This window comes from Oerskovia douganii (assembly GCF_015142735.1).
Taxonomy (GTDB): Bacteria; Actinomycetota; Actinomycetes; order Actinomycetales; family Cellulomonadaceae; genus Oerskovia; species Oerskovia douganii.
In genome coordinates this window covers 36,625-56,907 of record NZ_JACSPN010000001.1, presented here as the reverse complement: position 1 = coordinate 56,907, position 20,283 = coordinate 36,625, and the positions used below count along the sequence as shown (strand labels likewise).

Here is a 20,283-nt window from a genome sequence, read left to right as displayed (position 1 = left end):
CCGGATGGAGCGGTCGCTGCAGGGGGACCGCACGATCAGCCGCACGGAGCATCCTAGGCGCCGGGCCCGGCGATCCTCGGATCGGCACGGCCGCCAGGCGCACCGGGTCCGCGGGCGCGTCGCTCCGGGCGCAACCTCCGCCGGGGCCTCCGTCGAACGATGTACGCGTGGCGGGCGAGGATCGGCGGGGTGGGCGACGCCGTCGGGCCCGGACCCGACCAGCATGGACACCATGGCGACCCTCCTGGAGAACCCCCTGGTCCTGCTCGTCCTCGCGTGCGAGGTGGGCTTCTGGGTCGTGCTCGGCGCGGGCCTGTTCGCGCGGTACGTGCTGCGTCGGCAGCGGCTCAGCACGGTCCTGCTGCTCAGCGTGCCGCTCATCGACCTGCTGCTCGTGACCGTGTCCGTCGCGGACGTCGCGAGCGGGTCGCCCCCCGAGGCCGTGCACGGGCTCGCGGCCGTGTACCTGGGGTTCACGGTGGCGTTCGGGCACTCGGTCGTCCGGTGGGCCGACGCGCACGCCGCGCACCGGTCCGGCGACGGGCCGAAGCCCGTCAAACCACCCGGCGACGGCCTGGCGGGCCTGGTCCACGAGGTGCGCGAGCTCGGCAAGGCCGTGATCGCCGCGGTGATCGCGCTCGGGGTGATCGCGACCCTCTCGACCGTCGCGGGCACCGGGCTCGTCGCCCCCGACCGGTGGCCCGACGACCCGCTGTGGACCTGGGCGCTGCGCGTCGCGGTCGTGCTCGGGGCATGGGTCGTGCTCGGTCCCGTGTGGGTGCTGCTCGGGCTCGGGAGCGGCGCGAAGGACACGGGTGCTGGGCGCGGCGAGGGTCCGGCCCCCGGCGGGTCGGCCGGGCCGGACGAGCCCGTGGCACCGGCGGACCCGGCGAGGGGCTACCGGTCGGGCGACGCGAACGGCGACCGGTCGCCGAACCGGTCGAACGTGTCGAGGTAGCGCGACCCCCACGACACCCGGGTGATCTCGTCGAGCCCGAACCACCTCGGCGCCCGTTCCCAGCGCCCGGCCGTGCCGAGAAACCTCAGCCCCAGCCCCTCGGCCGTCAGCTCCTCGACCGCCCCGGGGAAGCACTCGTCGGGCGCCGTGCCCTCCGCGTGCACCGCGAGCACGCGGTTCGCCCGGGCGACCGACCGGACGACCCCGTCGACCGACGCGAGGTCGACGTCGAGGTCCGGGAGCGGCGGGGGCCACGCCCCGAGCCCGGACGCGGCCCGCTCGACGAAGCGCTGGTCCGAGCGCCGCGCCCGACGGACCCGCGTCACGTCCTCGGTCCGGATCGCCTCGTAGCCGTCGGCGTGCGCCCGGTCCGCCAACGCACCGACGAGCGTCCAGGCACCCGTCGCGAGCACCACCCCGTCCAGCAGGTCGACGCCAGGGCCCAGGGCGCGGCGGTGGATCGTGACGACCGCACCGGTCGTGCGCGCCTCGTCGAGGGTGGTCGTGCGGGACATGGCCGGAGCGTACCGTCCGGGCCCGCCACCCGACCGACCGTTGCGGGCCCGGGCCGGACCGGCCCGCGGGCGAGCACCGCAGGGTCAGGCGTCCAGCCAGTCCTTGGCCGCCGCGAGCAGCTCCGCGTCGTCGAGCGACGCGTCGAGCCGCAGCCGCGGGTCGGTCCAGTCCGCGAGCGCCCGGGCCCGCTCGGCGAGCGACTCCCACCCGGGCTCGGGCAGGGCGGGGTAGCGCGTACCGCGGGCCGTGAGGCGCTCGCGGTGCAGGTCCTCGTCCAGGAGCTGCACCTCGACGAACCAGAGCCGGGTCCCGACGCGCGCCGCGAGGTCGACCCACTGCTGCCGGGCCGCCGGGTGGTCGTTGACCGCGTCGACGATGACCGCGTGCCCCAGGAGCAGGTTCTCCTCCGCGACCGACTCCACGGCGAGGTAGGCACCCAGGCCCGTGACGTCGTCGTGCACGGCCCCTGCCCGGAGGTACGCGTCCTCGACGGGGTCGACGCTGAGCACCACGGCCCTCAGGTCGCGCGCGAGCAGGCGCGCGAGTCGACTCTTGCCCGTCCCGGGAAGTCCCGCCATCGCGATCAGCACGATCGTGAGACTAGGCCCTCCATGTTTCCGGGGCGCGTCGAGCGTGCGTGGCGTCAGCCGCCCCCGGTCGAGAACGGGCGTCTGCGCGGTCGAGGACGGGGCCGAGGCCGCCACCGGACCGGTAGCGGCCTCGACCTCGTCGTCGACCGGAGCCGCTACGGCGTCGTCGCTCCCAGGGTGTACGCGCCGGAGCCCGCGTACGCGTGGACCACGTACCGGTAGTACCCGGCCGTCCCCGTGTACGTGAGGGCCTCGGCCGCCCCCGGCGACGTCGACGACGCGACGTTCGCCCACGCGGACCCGCTCCACTTCTGCAGGTACAGGTCCAGGTCAGACCCGGCCGGGCCGCTCAGGCAGACGCGGTGCACGCCGCTGCCCTGGACCGTGACGTAGGAGCCGTTCGGCTGGGCGACCGACGCCCCGGCCGAGACGCTGCCCTGGTAGGACCGCGCGTAGCCCGCGCACCCGACCGGCGGAGGCTCGGTGCCCCCACCACCCGACGTCACGAGCGTGAGCCCGTACGCGGACAGCGCCTCGTTGACGGGCTGGAAGTACGTCGTCCCGCCCGACGAGCAGTTGCCCGACCCACCGGACGTCAGGCCCTGCGCCTGGTTGCCCGCGACGAGCGAGCCACCCGAGTCGCCGGGCTCGGCGCACACGTTCGTGCGGATGAGCCCCGAGACCGTCCCCTGCGGGTACGTCACCGAGCTGTCGTACGCCGCGATCGTGCCGCACCGCCAGCCCGTCGTGGAACCCGACCGGCAGACCGACGACCCCACGGGCGCGGCCGTCGAGCCCGCGACCGCGACGCGGCCGCCGCTGTAGTTGTTGACCGCCCCGACCGGGGTGTTGCCCGCGTCGACCTGCACCCACGCGTAGTCGTTGCCGGGGAAGCTGGACCCGCGGAACGTGCCGCCCGGCCCCGAGGTCCGGGTGCCCGTCGTCCCGCAGTGCCCGGCGGTCACGAACCCGCCGTTCACCGCGAAGCCCACCGAGCACCGGCCGCCCGAGCCCATGGTGTACGCGTTGCCGCCGACCACGTCGATCAGCGGCCGGGGAGCCTCGGTCGTGGTCACGTAGGTCACCGCGTCGGCGGGGACGCCCGCGCTCGCGGCCGCCCGCTCCGCGAGGGCGCGGCCGCCGTCGTGCACGTTGACGACGACCTGGTTGGTCGTGACGTCGACGTACCAGCTCGGGACCGCGGCCGGGTCGGTGAGCTCGCCGTCGAGCGCGACCTTCCACGCGTCGAGCTCGGCGAGCGTGTGGTCGACGACCACGGGCGTCGCCCCGGCCGCCCGGACCTCCTTCGCCTCGGTGCCGTCGGCGACGCCGACGTACAGCCTGTTCCGGCCGGGGTCCACCCAGGCGCCCGCGTAGGCGTCCAGGTTCTCGGCGAGCGCGTCCTCGGTGCTCGCCGCGTCGGACTGGAACGCCAGACGCTTCGTCGCGTCCTTGGCGGTCAGCCCCAGGTCTCGCTGGAGGGCACGGAGCACCTCGGGCGAGACCTTCGAGGAGGTCTGGGGTGAAACGGTCGGAGGAGCGCCGTGGGTCCGGCAACCATCGCCGTCGCGGCGCACGCCGTGGCGAGCGTCCTCCAGAATGATCGTGCCATCTCGCTGTCCCTTCGTCGGGTCCCGGGATCGCCGGGTGAACGAGGCTCACGCTAGGGAGCGGGACGTGGGGCGCACAGATGCCAGCCAGGTCATACCGGGGCGTTATGTGAGGGTCTCCCCGTAGGAGTCGAGCCAGCACAGGTAGCGGGGGCTGCGGCTCACGGCGTCGTGGTGGGACCGCACCGCGGCGTCGACGAGGACCTCGACGGGCAGGTGCGACGCGCCGCCGCGCCAGCCCACGTAGTGCGCCCACCGCAGCGGGGCGTCGTCGAGCGGGACGACCTGCGTCCCCGGGGTGTCGGGGAACGTCGGCTGGACCAGGGCGACCGCGTGGCCGGCCTGGACGAGGTCGATCACCGTCGGCCGGTCGGCCTCGCTCAGGCCCGACGGCGTGAAGCCCGCCCGCGCGCACGCCTGCGCGAAGCACCGCTCGAAGCAGCCCTCGCCCGGACCGCTGAGCCACACCTCGTCGGAGAGGTCGCCGAGCGAGACCGACGAGCGGTCGGCGTGCGGGTGGGCGTCCGGCAGCAGGACGAACACGGGGTCGACGTCGACGCGCCACCACGTCACGCCTCCTGGGGTCGGCGGGCTCGCGTCGGAGCACAGCCCCACGAGGGCGACGTCGAGCGTGCCGACCGCGAGCTGGTGCGCGGTGTCGTCCACCGACCAGCTCGTGGCGGTCGTGACCCGGACCTCGGGCAGCCCCGTGACGAGGCGGTGCACGAACCGCCCCGAGAGCGCGCTCGCCACCGTCCCGACGCGCAGCGTCCCCGGGCCGTCCTCGTCACGGTTCACGTGCTGCTGCACGTCGTCGAGCAGGGACTCCATGGCGGGCAGCACCATGCGTGCCCTGCCCAGCACGAGCTCGCCGAGCGCGGTCGGGTGGGCGCCGCGCTGGTCGCGCGTGAAGACCTGCCCGCCGAGCGCGCGGTCGATGCGGTTGAGCTGCGCGGTCAGGGCGGGCTGCGCGATCCCGAGGGCCGCCGCGGCCCGCGTCACGCTGCCCTGGTCCGCGACGACCACGATGAGCCGCAGGTGACGGAGCTCGAGGTCCATGGGCCTGAAACTAGCGCGGAGGGTGGGTTCCCGCGCCTCGTCGGCGGCCACGGGGTTCCGCGCGGTCGAGCACGGGGTTGAGGTCGTCATCGCTCGGATGACGACCTCAACCCCGTGCTCGGCCGGTCGCGGCCGGTCGCTGGTCGGGCTCAGCCGGCCTGCGCCGAGACCTGCGCCGAGACCTCGGCGTCGCTGCGCAGGATGCAGAGCTCGTTGCCCTCGGGGTCTGCGAGCGTGACCCACCCCGAGCCGTCGGGGCGCCGGTGGTCGGCGAGCTGCGTGGCCCCCAGGCCGAGGAGGCGCTCGACCTCCTGCTCGCGCGTGGCGTCGGTGGGCCGCAGGTCCAGATGGAGCCGGTTCTTGAGCTCCTTGCCTTCCGGGACCTCGATGAACAGCAGGCGTCCGCGAGACTCGGCCGGGGCGTCGGTGCCGCCCGGCGGGAAGATCATGCACTCCTCGTGGCCCGGCAGGTTGGGGTCGTCGGGGTCCTCGACGTAGCCGAGGACACCGCACCACCAGACCGACTGCGCGTAGGCGTCGCGAGCGTCGAACGTCGTGTGCTGGATGCGGGAGGTCATGGGCTCAACCTAGGCAGGCCCGGCGACCGGCGCACGGCCATTCCGGTCGCCGCGGTCGAGCACGGGGTTCCGCGCGGTCGAGCACGGGGTTGAGGCCGCCATCACCCGGATGACGACCTCAACCCCGTGCTCGGCACCTCGCGGCGGAGAGGCTCAAGGCACCAGGAACCCGTCCCGTACGAGGCCCCGCACCGCAGGCAGCAGCTCGCCCGCGAGGTCCCCGACCGGCACCTCGAACAGGGACGCGATCGCCCCGATCAGCTGGCCCACGGTCAGCTCGCCGTCGCTCGCGCCCACGAGCGCGGCCAGCCCGGTCGACGCCTGGAGCCCACGCCCCAGGCCGTCTCCCTGCCGCACGATGACGACGTTCGGGTCCTCGGCGCCGGGCGTCAGGTACCGCTCCTCGGTCACGTCGGGCGCCACGGACAGCCGGGACGACGCGAGCGCGGCGTCGTCGCGGGCCTCGAGCCAGTCGTGCGCGGCGAGCGAGGCCGCGAGGTGCCCGCCGAGCGGCTGGCGCACCGACCCCGTGTGCTCCTCGAGGCGGCGCAGGCTCACGCCGTGGCCATCGGCGGGCTTGCGGAGCGTCACGATCCCGAACCCCACGGCCTCGACGTCGCGCGTCGCGAAGTCGTCGAGCCACGCCTCGTACGACGCTGCCCACGCGGCGGGCTCACGCTCGGGCGTCGTGCCGCCGTCGCGGATCCACGTCTCGGCGTACTCGGCCGGGTCGAGGACCTCGCGCTGGACGACCCACCCGTCGAGCCCGGCCTCGTCGAGCCACGCCCCGACGCGCTCGGTCCACGGCTCGCCGCGCCGGTGCTCCCAGTTGCCGAGCATCTGCGCGACGCCACCCGGTGCGAGCACGTCCCCGACGCCCAGCACCAGGTCGCGCACCAGGTCGTCGCCCGCACGGCCGCCGTCGCGGTACTCGTACTCGGGGATGGTCCCCGCCCCGGCGGCGCGCGGCGTGATGACGAACGGCGGGTTGGAGACCACGAGGTCGAACTGCTCGCCCGCGACGGGGTCGAGCATCGAGCCCTCGCGCAGGTCCAGGCTCACCCCGTCGAGGGCCGCGTTGAACTCGGCGAACCGCAGCGCACGCCGGGAGATGTCGGTCGCGACGACCGACCGCGCGTGCCGCGACGCGTGCAGCGCCTGGATGCCGCAGCCGGTCCCGAGGTCGAGCACCCGCCCCACGGGAGTGCGCATGGTCACCTGTGCGAGCGTGATCGAGGCCCCGCCGGCCCCCAGCACGTGGTCTCCTGCGAGGCGTCGTCCGGTCGCGAGCTCGCCCAGGTCGGAGGCCAGCCACCACTCGACCGGTCCGGCCGCGTCGGCCGCGGCGTAGGGGCGCAGGTCGAGCAGGGCGCGGACGCCGTCGTCGGGCCCGGCGCCCGCCGCAGCGACGAGGCCGAGGCGCGCCGCGCCGTCCGTCCCCACCCCGGGCAGGGCTGCGTCGAGGTCCGCGCGGCGGACCGCGAGGCCCAGCAGGAAGAGCGCGGTGAGCACCGCGCGAGGCTCCCTCCTGCCCGACGGCGTCGCTCCCGTCGCGTCGTCGAGCGCAGCCCGGGCGACACGCAGCGCAGGCACGGCCTGCTCACGGTGCAGGGCCGCGGACGCGAGCGGGCCGAGGAAGTCCTCGACCCCGTCGACCGTGTAGGAGGCGGCCGCGAGGTCGTCGCGCAGGAGCGGCAGGAGGCGTGGGTCGATCGTGGGTTCACCGAGGGGCATACGACCATCCTCCCCCGACCCTGCTCACGCGCCCCACGCCGGGCCGGCTCGGGTCACCCTCCGCAGGTGGTGTCCAGGTACTCCGTCACACGCGCCGACGCGGCCGTCATCGCGTCGGTGTCCAGGTCCTTGCCGGCGTCGTCGAGGGCCTTGACGATCTCCTTCGGGGAGTCGCTGTCGGCCTTCGCGAGAGCCGTGGCGGCCGTCGAGACGTACGACGTCACGGTCTTCCAGTCGGCCGCGACGTCCGCGGGCGGCTCGACGCTCGTGAGCGCGACGCGGGCGTTCTCGAAGCCCGTGACGAGGGTCCGCGGGTGGTCGACGCTCATCGAGACCTGCGCGGTGTTGGCTGCCGCCCAGGCCGCCTCGACCTCCGCGCAGAACGACGTGTCGACCGCGGGGTCCGGCTCGGCCCCCTCCGCGGCCGCTGCCGCAGCCTCCGCGTCGGCGGCCGAGGCGGCGTCGGTCGCGGCGTCGACCGCGGCGCTGTCCGTGCCGGCGTCGGCGGTGCTCTGGGTGGTCGTCGGGGACGAGGCGGGGGTCGCGGCGCCGCCTCCGTCCGAGCATGCTCCCAGGGCGAGGAGTCCGACGACGGCGAGCGCCGCCGTCGGGCGCAAGAACGAGGTACTCATGCCTCCATGATGCGGGCTCGGGCCCGTGCGCCGAAACTCCCCGCCCACCGGAGGTCGGCCCATGGTGTCCACGACGAGCCCGGTGTGCGTGACGGCCGAGCGCGATGAGGCCGGACATGAAGACGACCACGACCATCGGGGGCCACGAGTCGTGAGGCAGCGGGCCCGACCCCGGTCCTCGCCGATAACCATACGGGCGTATCAATTACTGCTGGTGCGCTGCCGTACCGGATTGCGCCTTTTCTCCCTAGGATGGTCACGTGGACGCGACACAGGGGGACCCGCACCGGGGACAATCACGCATCGACGACGACCCGTCCCCCGGCGGGACGGCCCCACCGGCGCCCACCCGGACGGTCGGGCGGGTCGCGCCCGGCGCGCGGCCGCGCAGCAACGACGCACGGACCCCCGTCCAGACGCGCAGCAACGACCGGCAGCGCGCCATGATCAACGCTGCCGCCAGGCTGCTCATCTCCGAGGGGTTCGGCGCGGTCACGCACCGGCGGGTCGCCCGGGCCTCGGGCGTGCCTCAGGGATCGGCCTCGTACTACTTCCCGTCGAGCTCCTCGCTCGTCAAGGCCGCCGTCGAGGCCGCCGAGGACCTGCGCTGCACGGCCGCGACCGAGCGTGCCGAGACCCTCGTGCGACGGGACCGCGGGACGACCACGACCGCCCGCCTGCTCATCGAGACGTTCTACGCGCCCACCGTCGACGACTCGGTCGTCGACGTCCGCCTCGACCCGATGCTCACCGCCATGCGCGACCCCGCGCTGCGCCCCATCCTGCGAGCGTCCCGACCCCGCCTCCTCGCCGCCCTGAGGACGGTCCTCGAGGCGAGCGGCTACGAGCACGTCACCGACGTCGACCTCCTGGGGCACTTCATCGACGCGTCCCTGCTGTCCGCAGCGTCCTACGGGACCGAGGACGTCCTCGACCGGGCGACGGAGACCACGGCGCGGCTGCTCGAGCACTGGCGCTGAGCCTCCGTCGAGGACCTCCGGGTCACCGCTCCGACGGGGACTCTCCCGGCACGGTCGACCCGCGCACCACGAGGCGCGGGGCGAGCACCTCGTGCCGGTCCTCGCCCCGACCGCCCAGCCGTTCGAGCAGCAGCTCGACCGCGAGCTCCCCCATGCGCCCCCGCGGCTGGTGGACGCTCGTGAGGCGGGGGCGGGCCCGCCGGGCGAGCGCCGAGTCGTCGTACCCGACGACCGCGAGGTCCTGCGGCACGCACAGGCCCCGGTCGTGCGCGTGGTCCAGCAGGTCGAACGCCTCGACGTCGTTGCGCGCGAACACTCCCCGGTAGCCGTCCTCGACCAGGTCCGCGACCGGCACGCCGGGGCCGACGACACGGATCTCCTCGGTCAGGCCGTGGCGCCGCATGGCGGCCTCGTACCCGGCCCTCCGTGCGAGGCCCGCGGGGCGGGCGCTCCCGCTCACGTGCGCGATCCGCGAGCGCCCGAGGCCCACGAGGTGGTCGACCGCGAGCGCCGCGCCCCGCGCGTCGTCGTTGGTCACGGTGTCGACGCCGTCGACCGCGCCCAGCGGTCGCCCGACCATCACGACGGGTGCGCGGCGGGCGGCGGCGCGCAGGTGCTCCTCCTCGAGCCAGGAGCTGATCACCACGAGCCCGTCGACGTTGAGGCTCAGCAGCGTGTCGAGGTGGCCCGCGAGGTGCCCACGGTCGCGGGACCCGTGGACGAGGAGCACCGAGAAGCCCGCCTCGCGGGCGGCCTCCTCGACGCCCGTGACGATCTCGGTGTGGTACGGGTTGTCGAGGCTCGACAGGACGGCCCCGAGGAGCATCGTGCGGCCCTGCTTGAGGCTGCGCGCGAGGGCGTTGGAGCGGTAGCCGAGGTCGTCGGCCGCACGCCGGATGCGTTCGCGCGTGCGCTCGCTCACGCCCGGGTCGCCGCGCAGGGCGAGCGAGACGAGCGACTTGGAGACGCCTGCGTGGGCGGCGACGTCGAGGAGGGTCGGGCGGGGGTTCACCGGTCCATTCTCCCCTCCGGACCGCCCTGGTCTGGAACGTTCCATATGTTCGGTCGGCGTTCGCCCGCCGGACACCCGGGGGACGCCGGGCCGTCGCTCCCCGTACCTACGGTCCCACTGTGACCACGACCGACCTGCCTCGCCCCGTGCCCCTCGCCGGCGCCTCCGCCGTCCCCTCCGCCGCAACCGACGCCCCGGCCGACGCCCCCCTGCCCACGCTCCCGACCGTCGAGGTCGGCGGGACGGACCGACGCCCGTCGCCCGGCCTGGGCGTGCGGCCCGACGCGCTGCTCCTCGACTTCGGCGGCGTGATCTTCCAGACGACCAAGCGCCCCGAGGGCTACGGCGAGCTCGCGGCCCACCTCAGCGAGGTGCTCGGCCGCGCGGGCCACCGTCGCTCACCCGAGTCGCTCGAGCCCGTGCTGCGCGGGGGCGTCAAGGCCCTCAAGGACTGGAAGAACGCGTCGAGCCGCCGCCTCGCACCGCTCGAGCTGGACCACCGGACGATCTGGCACGACTTCCTCGCCTCCCCCCTCCCACCGGCCGAGCGCGAGGTCCTCGCGGGCAGCGCGGGCACGCTCCTGGCGCGGCTGACCGCGACCCTGAGCGAGCACTCCGTGCGCCCCGGGATCCCCGAGCTGCTCGCGACCGCGACCGAGCTCGGCGTCACGGTCGGGATCGTGTCCAACGCCCACTCGGGCCGCGCGCACCGCACGCTGCTGGCCGCGCACGGCCTCGACGAGGCGTTCGGCGTGCAGGTCTACTCGGACGAGGTCGGCCTCCGCAAGCCGCACCCGGGCATCATCACGATGGCCGCGCGTGCGCTCGGGACGACGCCCGGGCGGACCTGGTACGTGGGCGACACGCTCGACCGCGACGTCGTCGCCGGACGTCGCGCCGGCGTGGGGGCCGTGATCCTCACGCGCCACCACAGCGACGTCCCGCCCTACCCCGTGACCGACACGGCCGACGCCGTGCTCGACACCCCCGAGGGCATCGGTGACCTGCTGCGGGCGTCGGTGCCCGTCGCGCCCACCAGCACCCTCGACGCGGCGGGGGCGACGGGGGCCGAGACGCGCACGCCGAGCGCACGGCCCGCGGTGCCTGCGCCCGCGGGACGCCCGTCGGCGCTCCTGCTCGACCACGGCGGCGTCGTCGTGACCTCGGTGCCCGACGACGCGGCGCGCCTCGCGTTCGGCCGTCACCTCTCGCAGCGGCTCGCCGTCGCGGGGTACACGCTCTCGCCCGAGGAGGCGGTCGAGGCCGTGGCCGGGGCGCGCGTGCGCCACCGCGCCTGGAAGGACCGGCACGAGGGGGCACCCGCCGCGGGCACTCCCGCGGACCCCGCAGCCGGGTTCGTCGAGGACGTCGAGGAGATCGACGCGACGACCTTCTGGGTCGAGCTGGTCGGCCCGGCCCTCGCCCACCTCGGGGACGGGATCGAGGACTGGCTGCGCGCCGAGGCGTACGCGCTGATCCTCGAGTACGCACGCTCCAAGAGCCTGCCGACCCTGCGCCCGGGGGTGCGCGACGTGCTCGAGGCCGCGCGCGCCGGTGGGGTCCCCGTCGCGATCGTGTCCAACACGGTCTGCGGACGAGCGGTCCGCGAGGAGCTCGAGGCGTTCGGGATCGACCACCTCGTGGGCGTGCACGTCTACTCGGACGAGCTCGGCCACCGCAAGCCCGACCCGGTCACGGCCCGCACGGCCCTGACTGCGCTCGACGCCGACCCCCGGTCCGCGTGGTTCGTCGGGGACAAGCCCCACCGTGACGTCCTGGCCGCGCGGGGTGCGGGCGTCGGGACCGTCGTGCTCGTGCGCGGCGGGTCGAGCAGCGACGCGACCCTCGACGCGGCCGACGGCGCCCTCCGGCCCGACCACGTGATCGCCGAGGTCGGGGACCTCCTGACGCTGTGGGCGCCCGCTGTGCCTGCGGCGCCCGCGCGGCACGGCCGCTGACCCGGCAGCCCAGGCCCTTCCCCTCACCGCACGACCTGTCACCCACCGCAGCACCGACCGCCCCAGGAAGGCACACCATGAACGGCTCCGCGAGCTCCACCGCCCCGGCCCGTCAGTCCCCGCCCCCCTCGTCCTCCCGGAGGCCGGCGGCCCCCGTGAGCGCCCTGCGCCGCCGCCTGCACGACCCGGACGGCATCAGCAGCTCCCAGAAGCTCATGATCCTCGTGCTCTCGATGACGCTGTTCGGGGTCTCCGACATCGTCACCGGGATCGTGCCGAGCATCGAGGTCGGCCCGTTCGAGCTCGAGGTCGCGTACTTCGCGTTCATCCCCGTGGTCCTCGCCGCCCTGTTCTGCCCGCTGTGGGTCGCGATCGGCGCACCGCTCGGTGAGATGGTCTTCTCCGACATGCTGCTCGGCGACTTCGGCGGCCTGGGCGAGCTCGAGGGCTTCCTCCAGCTCCTGCTGGGCATCTACGTCGCGGGCTGCATCGTGCGCGACCCGCGCAACCGTCGCCAGCTCGTCGCGGCGGCGCTCGCCCTGGTCTCGATCGACAAGGTCTCCTCGGGGCTCATCGACCTCGCCAAGGTCGGGATCGGGATCGACCCGGAGACGCTCCAGGAGTCGAACGGGTTGTTCCAGGCGGTGCTGGTGTCCGAGTCGATCGAGCTCGTCATGGCGCTGCTCGTCACGGGCGTCCTGTTCGGCGCCCTGCCGGCCCTGTGGCTCGCTCCGCGCCTCTACGGGAAGATCGAGCCGCTCATGGGCCTGCGCCCGCGCGACCCCCAGAACCCGCCGCGGCTCGTCGGGCCGCGCGGCACGCCGTTCTGGCTCGTCGGTCTCCTGGCCCTGCTCGGGGCCGTGGCGATCGGCGTGGTCTCGCAGTGGGAGGAGTTCGTGGGCCGCGAGGGCGGCCTCATGACGCTGGGCGCGTTCCAGCCCGACTTCGTCGACGAGTACGGCACGGCCTACCTCTGGGTCGCGCTGACGGTGGCCGCGCTCGCGGTCGCCGGGGCGTGCGTGCTGGTCGCGGTCCTGCGAGCCCGACGGCGCCGCGACGCGGGTGCACCGCTCACCCCGTCCTCGCAGCAGCAGGCAGCGGACCGGGGCGAGGCCTGATGCCCGCGCCGGCCATCGCGATCGAGGTCCGCGGGCTCACGTTCCGCTACCCGGGCGCCGACGAGGACACGCTGCGCGGGGTCGACCTGCGGATCGAGGCGGGCGACTTCGTCGCCGTGGTCGGCGGCAACGGGTCCGGCAAGACCACGCTGTGCAAGACGTTCAACGGCCTGGTCCCGCACTTCTGGTCGGGCGACCTCGCGGGCTCGGTCCGCGTCCTGGGCCAGGACACGGCAGAGGTAGGGGTCGCCGAGCTCTCGCACAGCGTCGGGTACGTCTTCCAGGACTTCGGCAACCAGCTCGTGCGCCCCACGGTGCGCGACGACGTCTCGTTCGCCCCCGTGAACTTCGGCCTGGCCGACTGGGAGGAACGCACCACGACCGCGCTCGAGACCCTCGACATCACGTCGCTGGCCGACCGGTTCACCTGGCAGCTCTCCGGGGGCCAGCAGCACCTCACGGCCATCGCGGGGGCGATCGCGCTGACCCCCTCGGTGCTCGTGGTCGACGAGCCCGTGGCCGAGGTGGACCCGCACCGCGCCCAGGAGATCTACGAGCACCTGTCGGCGCTCAACCGGGAGCTCGGCATCACGATCGTCGTGGTCGAGCACCACGCCGAGTTCGTGGCCCGCTACGCCCGGTCGGTGGTCCTCATGGCCGACGGGCTCCCCCGCTGGCACCTGCCCGTGGCCGAGGCCCTGGCGCGGACCGAGGACCTCGAGGCCGCGAACATCCCGGTCCCGCAGGTCACCGCGGTCGCCCGGGCGTTCGAGCCGCACGGCCCGGTGCCCTCGACCGTCCCCGCGGCGATCGGGTGGCTGCGGGACCGGCGGCTCGCCGGCCCGGCGGCGACGGGGCTGGGGCAGGGCCCGGTCGGGGGCGCGGCGACGGACAGCGCCGGGGCAGACGGCCTGGTGGCCGACGACCCGAGCACCAGCGCCCCGGTCGCGACGGCCGTGCACCGCGGCCCCGTCATCGCCCGCGTCGAGCGGGTCACCCGTGCCTACCGCACGCTCGCCGGTCCCCGGTCGGTCGTGATCGACGGGCTCGACCTGGACCTGCACGAGGGCGAGCGCGTGGCGCTCGTGGGCTCGAACGGTGCCGGGAAGTCGACCCTCCTCAAGCTCCTGTCCGGCCTCGACGTGCCCGACGCGGGCAGCGTGAGCGTCGACGGGACCGACACCCGGACCGTCTCGGCCGCCGAGCTCGCCGACACGGTCTGCTACCTGTGCCAGCGCCCCGAGGAGATGTTCCTCAAGGACTCCGTCCGGGCAGACGTCGCGATGCACCCCGCCGGACGACGGGTGCCCGGCACGGCGTCTCTCGTGACCGAGGTGCTCGACCGCGTCGACCTGACCTCGCTCGCCGACCGGGACGGGCGGCTGCTGTCCGGCGGCCAGCAACGGCGGGCGACGCTCGCCGTCGGGCTCGCGATGCGGCCCCGCCTGCTGCTGCTCGACGAACCCACGTCGAGCCTCGACCTGCGCAGCCGCGACGACGTGATCGACATGCTCGCGGCGCTTGCCGAGCACATCCGGTGCACCGTGATCGCGACCCACGACATGCACCTGGTCGCCGAGTGGGCGGACCGGGTGATCGTCCTCGACCAGGGGCGGGTCATCGCCGACACCGATCCCCGGACCCTCTTCTCGCGCCAGGACCTCCTGCGCCAGGCCCGGCTCGTCCCGCCACAGGTCGTCCAGCTCGGGGCGGCCCTCGGGCTGGAGCCCGTACCGCTGTCGGTGCCCGAGCTCGTGGCCCGGCTGTCCCTGCGGTCCACGACCCCCGACACGGCCGCACGCACCGACGGGAGGCTCTCGTGAGCAGCACCGGCGTCACGACCACGCTGTCCGCGGAGGTCCCCCCGCGCTCGGCACCACGCACCGACGCTCCACCTCCGACCGGCGCCGGGCGCGGGCGGTCCTCGCGGCTCCGCCGGGCCGACGGCGAACGGCTCTCGCTCGAGTGGATCAAGCTCGAGCTCATGCGCGTCGCCTACGCGACGCGCGGCGGGTTCCTCGCCCGGCGCGACCCCCGCGCGGTGCTCTTCTGGTACGCGCTGTGCGGGCTGGCCCCTTGGTTCACGTACGACCTCACGGTGCTCGCGATCCTGTCCGTGATCGCGGCGGGCACCGCGCTCGCGGCGAGGATCGGGCCCCTCCTGCTCGGGGTGTTCGCGCTCGGGATCGCAGGGCAGTGCCTCTACCTGCTGGCGCTCGTCTGGTTCCTCCAGGGCGACGCGACCGCGATCCACGGGCTCGCGGTCATCACGCTCAAGCTCGGCACGGTCTCGCTCGTGAGCATGGCCGCGTTCGTCTCGCTCGACCCCGAGAAGCTCTCCGACGCCCTCCTCGCGCTGCACGCCCCCGCGATGCTGGGCTTCGGGGTCAGCTATGGCTACCGGATGCTGCCGCTGCTGATCGACGAGTTCCACACGATCGTCGACGGCCACCGCCTGCGCGGACCACGCGCGACCCGGCACGGCCTGCTCGGCTGGCGCACCGCGAGGCGGGTCTCGCTCATCGTCGTCGAGTCGTTCTACCCGCTCATGCTCAACACGGCCAAGCGGACGCGGACCACGGTCGAGGCCCTCGAGACCAAGGGGTTCACGACCGAGCGGCGCGACGACGCCGGTCGCCGCATCCGCCTCGCGCACCTGGCGTTCGGTGCGGGCGACGTCGTGCTGCTCGCGACCTCGCTCGCCGTCGTGGTCGCGGCGTTCGCGGTGGGCACGGCGTGGCCGGTGCTGGGCTGAGCCGGTGAGCGGCGCGTCAGGAGCGGGCCGGGCGATCGCCCCGCCCGCCCCTGACGAGCCGGCGCACGAGCCTCAGCTCGCACGCACCGCCTGCGGCTCCTCCGCCATCTGCTCGCGGTCCACCCGCGCGGCGCGCAGCCTCGACAGGATGACCGCGCCGAACGCGATGCCCGCCGCGACCACCGCGATGCCGATGCGCAGGACGTGGTTGGCGTCCTCGGGCACGCTCAGGACCACGACCGCGGGCGCGATGAGCACCGCGACCAGGTTCATGACCTTGAGCAGAGGGTTGATCGCCGGGCCGGCCGTGTCCTTGAACGGGTCGCCCACGGTGTCCCCCACGATGGTCGCCTCGTGCGCGGGCGACCCCTTGCCGCCGTACGCGCCGTCCTCGACGATCTTCTTCGCGTTGTCCCACGCGCCGCCCGAGTTCGCCAGGAAGACCGCCATGAGCACGCCCGCACCGATGGCCCCCGCAAGGAACCCCGCGAGCGGACCCACCCCCAGACCGAAGCCCACCGCGATGGGCGCGAACGCGGCCAGCAGGCCGGGCGTCGCGAGCTCGCGGAGCGAGTCGCGCGTGCAGATGTCGACGACCTTGCCGTACTCGGGGCGCTCGTCGTACGTCATGATCCCGGGGTGCTCGCGGAACTGGCGGCGCACCTCGTAGACGATCGCGCCGGCCGCACGCGTCACGGCGTCGACCGCGAGGCCCGAGAACAGGAACACCGTCGCGGCCCCCAGGATGACCCCGACGAGCGTGATGGGCGAGATGATCGAGTACTCGAGCATCGACACGACGAAGCCCGTGCCCGGGTCGGTGATGTCGGCGAGCGCACCGCCCACCGCGTCCGCGTAGGACCCGAACAGCGCGGTCGCGGCGAGGACCGCGGTCGCGATCGCGATGCCCTTGGTGATGGCCTTGGTCGTGTTGCCCACGGCGTCGAGGTCCGTGAGGATCTGCGCGGCCTCCGGGTTTCCGTCGCCCGCCTCCCCGACGGACATCTCGTAGATGCCCTGCGCGTTGTCCGACACCGGGCCGAACGTGTCCATCGCGACGATCACGCCCACGGTCGTCAGCAGCCCGCAGCCCGCGAGCGCGATGAGGAACAACGACAGCCAGACCGACCCGCCCGCGATGAGGAAGACGCCGCAGATCGCCGCCGCGATGATGCCCGCGGTGTACACCGCGGACTCGAACCCGACCCCGATCCCGGACAGGACGACCGTGGCCGCACCCGTGCGCGAGGTGGCCGCGACATGGAGGGTGGGCTTCGACGTCGTGCCCGTGAAGTAGCCCGTGACCCACAGGATGACGCCCGCCAGGACCACGCCGATGAGGACCGCGAGCGCCGCGACCACGCGCGGGTCGCTCGTGACGTCGCCCAGGTCCGCGGTGCCCGACAGCTCGGAGAACGACGACGGCAGGTACACGAACGCCGCGACGCCCGCGAGGACCGCGCCCAGGAGCGCCGAGAGGTAGAAGCCGCGGTAGATGGACCGCAGACCGTTCTCGTCGCCGCGCACGCGCGTGATGAACACGCCCAGCACCGCGACGAACGCACCGATCGCCGTGACGATCAGCGGGAAGACGAGCCCCTGCTCCCCCATGGCGGCCTTGCCCAGGATGAGGGCCGCGACGAGCATGACGGCGTACGACTCGAAGAGGTCCGCGGCCATGCCCGCGCAGTCCCCCACGTTGTCCCCGACGTTGTCCGCGATGGTCGCCGCGTTGCGCGGGTCATCCTCGGGGATCCCCTGCTCGACCTTGCCCACCAGGTCCGCACCGACGTCCGCCGCCTTGGTGAAGATCCCGCCTCCGACGCGCATGAACATCGCGAGCAGTGCAGCCCCGAACCCGAACCCCTCGAGCACAGCCGGAGCGTCCCCTCGGTACAGCAGCACCACGCCGGCCGCACCGAGCAGGCCTAAACCCACGACGGACATCCCCACCACGCCCCCGGTGCGGAAGGCGACGCGCGCGCCCTCGGCCCGGCCGCCTGGCCGGGTCGCAGCCGCCGCGACGCGCACGTTGGCGCGCACCGCGAGCCACATCCCCAGGTAGCCGATGCACGCCGAGAACCCGGCACCGACGATGAACGCGACCGACCGGCCGACCTTGATCCCGGCGTCGCCGGGCAGGAGGAACAGCAGTCCGAACACGATCACCGCGAACAGGGCCAGGGTCCGGAACTGCCGGTTGAGGTAGGCCGACGCCCCTTCCTGGATGGCCTGGGCGATGTCCTGCATCTTCGCGGTGCCCTCCGGGGCGGCCAGGACCTGGCGTCTGAGGACGAACGCGAAGACGAGCGCAGCGAGGCCTATGGCCCCGATCACCGCGACGATCGTGAGACTGGTGGAGCTGAGCGTGAGCATCCGTCCTCCTTGACGACTGCTGGACCGGGGTCACCGGCTGGCCCCCGGCACCCCCGGAGGATGCGCCCGAGTCTAGCCATGTGTGGCATGGGTCACGCGACGGGCAGGACGGCGCGACGAGGCACGTCCGACTTCACCCCCAACGATCCGACGACGCCGACCGTCATGATCAGTGACACCGCCCACCACGGGCGGTCGGGCGAAGGAACGAAGGGGGAACGGTGGCCGACTGGGAAGACGAGCTCGCCGCGCTGACGACACAGCGCGGGACGGCGCTCGTGGGGTACGCCTACCTGCTGTGCGGGAACAGGCGTGACGCGGAGGACGTGGTGCAGGACGCACTCGTCAAGGTGTTCTCGAGGCTCCGCGGGAGGGGCCCGGCAGCGGCACGACAGAGCACGTCCGTCGCGACCGGGAGCGGGACCCGCCTCTTCGCCCTCGAGGACGCCGCGGGGCACGACGGTCCCACCGTCACGCACCTCGAGGCGTACGTGCGCAGGACGATCCTCACGCTCTACCTCGACGGCTACCGGCGACGGCGGCACTGGCTCGGGCTGCGGCACGTCGTCGCGCGGAGCGACTCCGTGCCCGGGCCGGAGTCGCCGGCCTCCGCCCGTGCGGACACCGCCAGGGCGCTCGCGGGGCTGACGCCTCGCCAGCGCGCGTGCGTCGTGCTCCGCTACTACGAGGACCAGACGGTCCCACGCATCGCCGAGGACCTCGGGTGCGCCGAGGGGACCGTCAAGCGACACCTGTCCGACGCGATGGCCGTCATGCAGCGGACTCTCTGGGCGACGCCTCCGGTCGCCGCGGCCCCGGTCCCCGCACCGCGCACGACCACGGTCGTCGCACCGGATCTCTCCTCGACGCGCCCCGTCGAGGCATCACCGAGCACGGCGAACGGGAGGAACCCGAAGTGAGCACCACCGACAACGGCCCCGCGAACCACGAGGACGGCATCGGGCGCGCGCTGCGCGACCTGGTCGACGACGCGTCCCTCTCCGGGATCGGCACCCACCTCGACGTCGTCCGGCGGCGCACGCACCGCCGTCGGGCCGCGAAGAAGGCCGCCCTCGGGGCGACCACGGCGTGCGTCGTCAGCGCGCTCGGCATCGCGGCCTTCTCGCTGCCCCAGGTCACGCAGCCCGCTCCCGTCGCCCCGGCGGAGTCGCCCGCGCCGGCGCCGAAGCCCTCGGAGACGCCGGTCGCGCCGGACGAGACCCCGACGTTCCCCCCGGGCATCACGGACGCGGCCCTCGCGTGCCGGCAGCCTGCCCCGGCACCGACGGGCGACGACCTCCCCGCCCACCTGACCGTCGGGGTGCCGGACCTCACGGTGCGGACCGCCACCTCGGCGGTCGCACCGGTCGTCCTGACCTTCGACGGCGACGCACGCCTGCGCTACGTCGACTCGGCCACCGGCGCCTACGTGGTCGCCCAGGACGGTGTGATCGTCAGCTCCTCGCTGCCCGCCGCGCAGAGCACGGGCGAGGCGACCCCCGCAGCGGGCTCCTCGGCCTCCTGGGAGGTCGGCGTCGCAGCGGTCGCGACGTGCGACCCGGCCGGCACCCCCACCCCGCTCCCCGCGGGCGACTACGAGGTCTTCGCGCTGCACCGCCTCCCGCTCACGGGGTACTCGGCCCTGGGCCAGGACGGGACCTGGGGCGCCCAGACGACCGGGACCCTGTTCGACGGGTGGCTCGTCGGCGCCCCGGTCCCGCTCACGGTCACGCCCGAGCCCGCACCGGTCGTCGTCCGGGACGTCCTGTACGCGGACACCTCGCCCGTCTTCGAGGCGCTGCGGGAGGCCGCGGCGGCGGGCGCTCCGGCCGCCGTCGACCTCTTCGTCGACGAGGCGTCCTACCCGGTCGGGGAGGGACCTGACGGTGAGCTGACGATCACCGTCACCCCCGACGACGACATCGGGGAGCGGTCCCGCGCGACCAGCGACGACGGCTGGGCGCTGATCGTCCGCGGCGGGAAGAAGTTCATGGACCACCCGGAGGACGGCCAGTCGTTCGCCCGACTGGTCGGCACCTACTCCGTGACCCTCGACGACTCCGGCGGCACGCCGACCTTCACCCTCCAGGTGGTCGACGGCGGGACACCGGCCGAGCCTCCGGCGAGCACGGACGAGGCCGTCTGCACGGCCTACTTCGACGTCATGAACGGCGTCGAGGGGGCGTCCGACGCGACGTCCCTCGCCCTCGACGAGGACCTCCTCGCCCTGGCCGCCGACACGGCCCCGGCCGCGAGCTCCGCGATCTACGGGGACGTCCGGTCGCGGTGGGTCGACTCACCCCGCGTCTGGTGGGCCCTGGTCCGCTCTGTCGACCTCATGCGGACGGTCGACCTCGCCGGTGACTCCATCGTCGGCGCGTGCTCGGTGTTCTGGGACCACTGAGCC

General features: G+C 74.3%; 17 protein-coding genes. 8 read left to right on the top strand and 9 right to left on the bottom strand.

Annotation, left to right across the window (positions count from 1 at the left end):
* The first annotated feature begins 232 nt into the window (after positions 1-232).
* Entirely contained in the window at positions 233-958 is a 726-nt protein-coding gene (locus H9623_RS00235; RefSeq protein WP_193718088.1) for a hypothetical protein, read from the top strand.
* On the opposite strand, the gene H9623_RS00230 is transcribed toward H9623_RS00235, so the two are convergent.
* From H9623_RS00230 to H9623_RS00200, 7 genes are all read right to left on the bottom strand, one after another.
* Positions 898-1,473 carry a hypothetical protein gene (locus tag H9623_RS00230; protein WP_193718087.1) on the bottom strand — a complete coding sequence of 192 codons (576 nt, stop codon included), beginning with the start codon at positions 1,471-1,473 and terminating at the stop codon, positions 898-900. The genes H9623_RS00235 and H9623_RS00230 overlap by 61 nt on opposite strands.
* A gap of 84 nt (positions 1,474-1,557) precedes the next feature.
* Positions 1,558-2,064, bottom strand: a complete 507-nt coding sequence (locus tag H9623_RS00225; protein WP_193718086.1) for an AAA family ATPase — start codon at positions 2,062-2,064, stop codon at positions 1,558-1,560.
* A gap of 155 nt (positions 2,065-2,219) precedes the next feature.
* Positions 2,220-3,557 carry a S1 family peptidase gene (locus H9623_RS00220; protein WP_193718085.1) on the bottom strand — a complete coding sequence of 446 codons (1,338 nt, stop codon included), beginning with the start codon at positions 3,555-3,557 and terminating at the stop codon, positions 2,220-2,222.
* A gap of 222 nt (positions 3,558-3,779) precedes the next feature.
* Entirely contained in the window at positions 3,780-4,733 is a 954-nt protein-coding gene (locus H9623_RS00215) for a LysR family transcriptional regulator (protein ID WP_193718084.1), read from the bottom strand.
* Positions 4,734-4,882: 149 nt separating this feature from the next.
* A complete protein-coding gene (locus tag H9623_RS00210) occupies positions 4,883-5,311 on the bottom strand; it encodes a VOC family protein (RefSeq protein WP_193718083.1) in 429 nt (142 codons plus the stop codon).
* Positions 5,312-5,464: 153 nt separating this feature from the next.
* Entirely contained in the window at positions 5,465-7,045 is a 1,581-nt protein-coding gene (locus H9623_RS00205; protein ID WP_193718082.1) for a DUF7059 domain-containing protein, read from the bottom strand.
* Positions 7,046-7,098: 53 nt separating this feature from the next.
* A complete protein-coding gene (locus H9623_RS00200) occupies positions 7,099-7,677 on the bottom strand; it encodes a hypothetical protein (RefSeq protein ID WP_193718081.1) in 579 nt (192 codons plus the stop codon).
* 260 nt (positions 7,678-7,937) lie between these two features.
* Between H9623_RS00200 and H9623_RS00195 the strand changes: the two genes are divergently transcribed.
* Positions 7,938-8,657, top strand: coding sequence for a TetR/AcrR family transcriptional regulator (locus tag H9623_RS00195; RefSeq protein WP_193718080.1), 720 nt, complete (start codon positions 7,938-7,940; stop codon positions 8,655-8,657).
* A 22-nt stretch (positions 8,658-8,679) separates the two neighbouring features.
* On the opposite strand, the gene H9623_RS00190 is transcribed toward H9623_RS00195, so the two are convergent.
* Entirely contained in the window at positions 8,680-9,669 is a 990-nt protein-coding gene (locus H9623_RS00190; RefSeq protein ID WP_321575177.1) for a LacI family DNA-binding transcriptional regulator, read from the bottom strand.
* Between the two features lie 119 nt (positions 9,670-9,788).
* Between H9623_RS00190 and H9623_RS00185 the strand changes: the two genes are divergently transcribed.
* The 4 genes from H9623_RS00185 to H9623_RS00170 all read left to right on the top strand — a co-directional run bounded on the left by H9623_RS00185 (position 9,789) and on the right by H9623_RS00170 (position 15,500).
* Positions 9,789-11,627, top strand: a complete 1,839-nt coding sequence (locus tag H9623_RS00185; RefSeq protein WP_321575176.1) for an HAD family hydrolase — start codon at positions 9,789-9,791, stop codon at positions 11,625-11,627.
* 155 nt (positions 11,628-11,782) lie between these two features.
* Positions 11,783-12,745: a cell division protein FtsQ gene (locus tag H9623_RS00180; RefSeq protein ID WP_193718078.1), complete on the top strand. Its 963-nt coding sequence runs from the start codon at positions 11,783-11,785 to the stop codon at positions 12,743-12,745.
* Positions 12,745-14,568, top strand: a complete 1,824-nt coding sequence (locus H9623_RS00175) for an ABC transporter ATP-binding protein (protein ID WP_193718077.1) — start codon at positions 12,745-12,747, stop codon at positions 14,566-14,568. Before H9623_RS00180 ends, H9623_RS00175 begins: the two co-directional genes overlap by 1 nt.
* Positions 14,565-15,500 (top strand): energy-coupling factor transporter transmembrane component T family protein, encoded by a 936-nt coding sequence (locus H9623_RS00170; RefSeq protein ID WP_321575175.1) that lies wholly within the window; start codon positions 14,565-14,567, stop codon positions 15,498-15,500. The genes H9623_RS00175 and H9623_RS00170 overlap by 4 nt, the downstream gene beginning before the upstream one ends.
* Positions 15,501-15,572: 72 nt before the next feature.
* On the opposite strand, the gene H9623_RS00165 is transcribed toward H9623_RS00170, so the two are convergent.
* The gene (locus H9623_RS00165) at positions 15,573-17,876 is read right to left on the bottom strand and encodes a sodium-translocating pyrophosphatase (RefSeq protein ID WP_193718076.1); all 2,304 of its coding nucleotides are present in this window, start codon (positions 17,874-17,876) and stop codon (positions 15,573-15,575) included.
* 221 nt (positions 17,877-18,097) lie between these two features.
* On the opposite strand from H9623_RS00165, the gene H9623_RS00160 reads away from it, so the two are divergent.
* On the top strand, positions 18,098-18,796 hold the full coding sequence (locus H9623_RS00160) for an RNA polymerase sigma factor (RefSeq protein ID WP_193718075.1): 699 nt from the start codon (positions 18,098-18,100) through the stop codon (positions 18,794-18,796).
* Positions 18,793-20,280: a hypothetical protein gene (locus H9623_RS00155; protein WP_193718074.1), complete on the top strand. Its 1,488-nt coding sequence runs from the start codon at positions 18,793-18,795 to the stop codon at positions 20,278-20,280. Before H9623_RS00160 ends, H9623_RS00155 begins: the two co-directional genes overlap by 4 nt.
* Positions 20,281-20,283 lie beyond the last annotated feature (3 nt).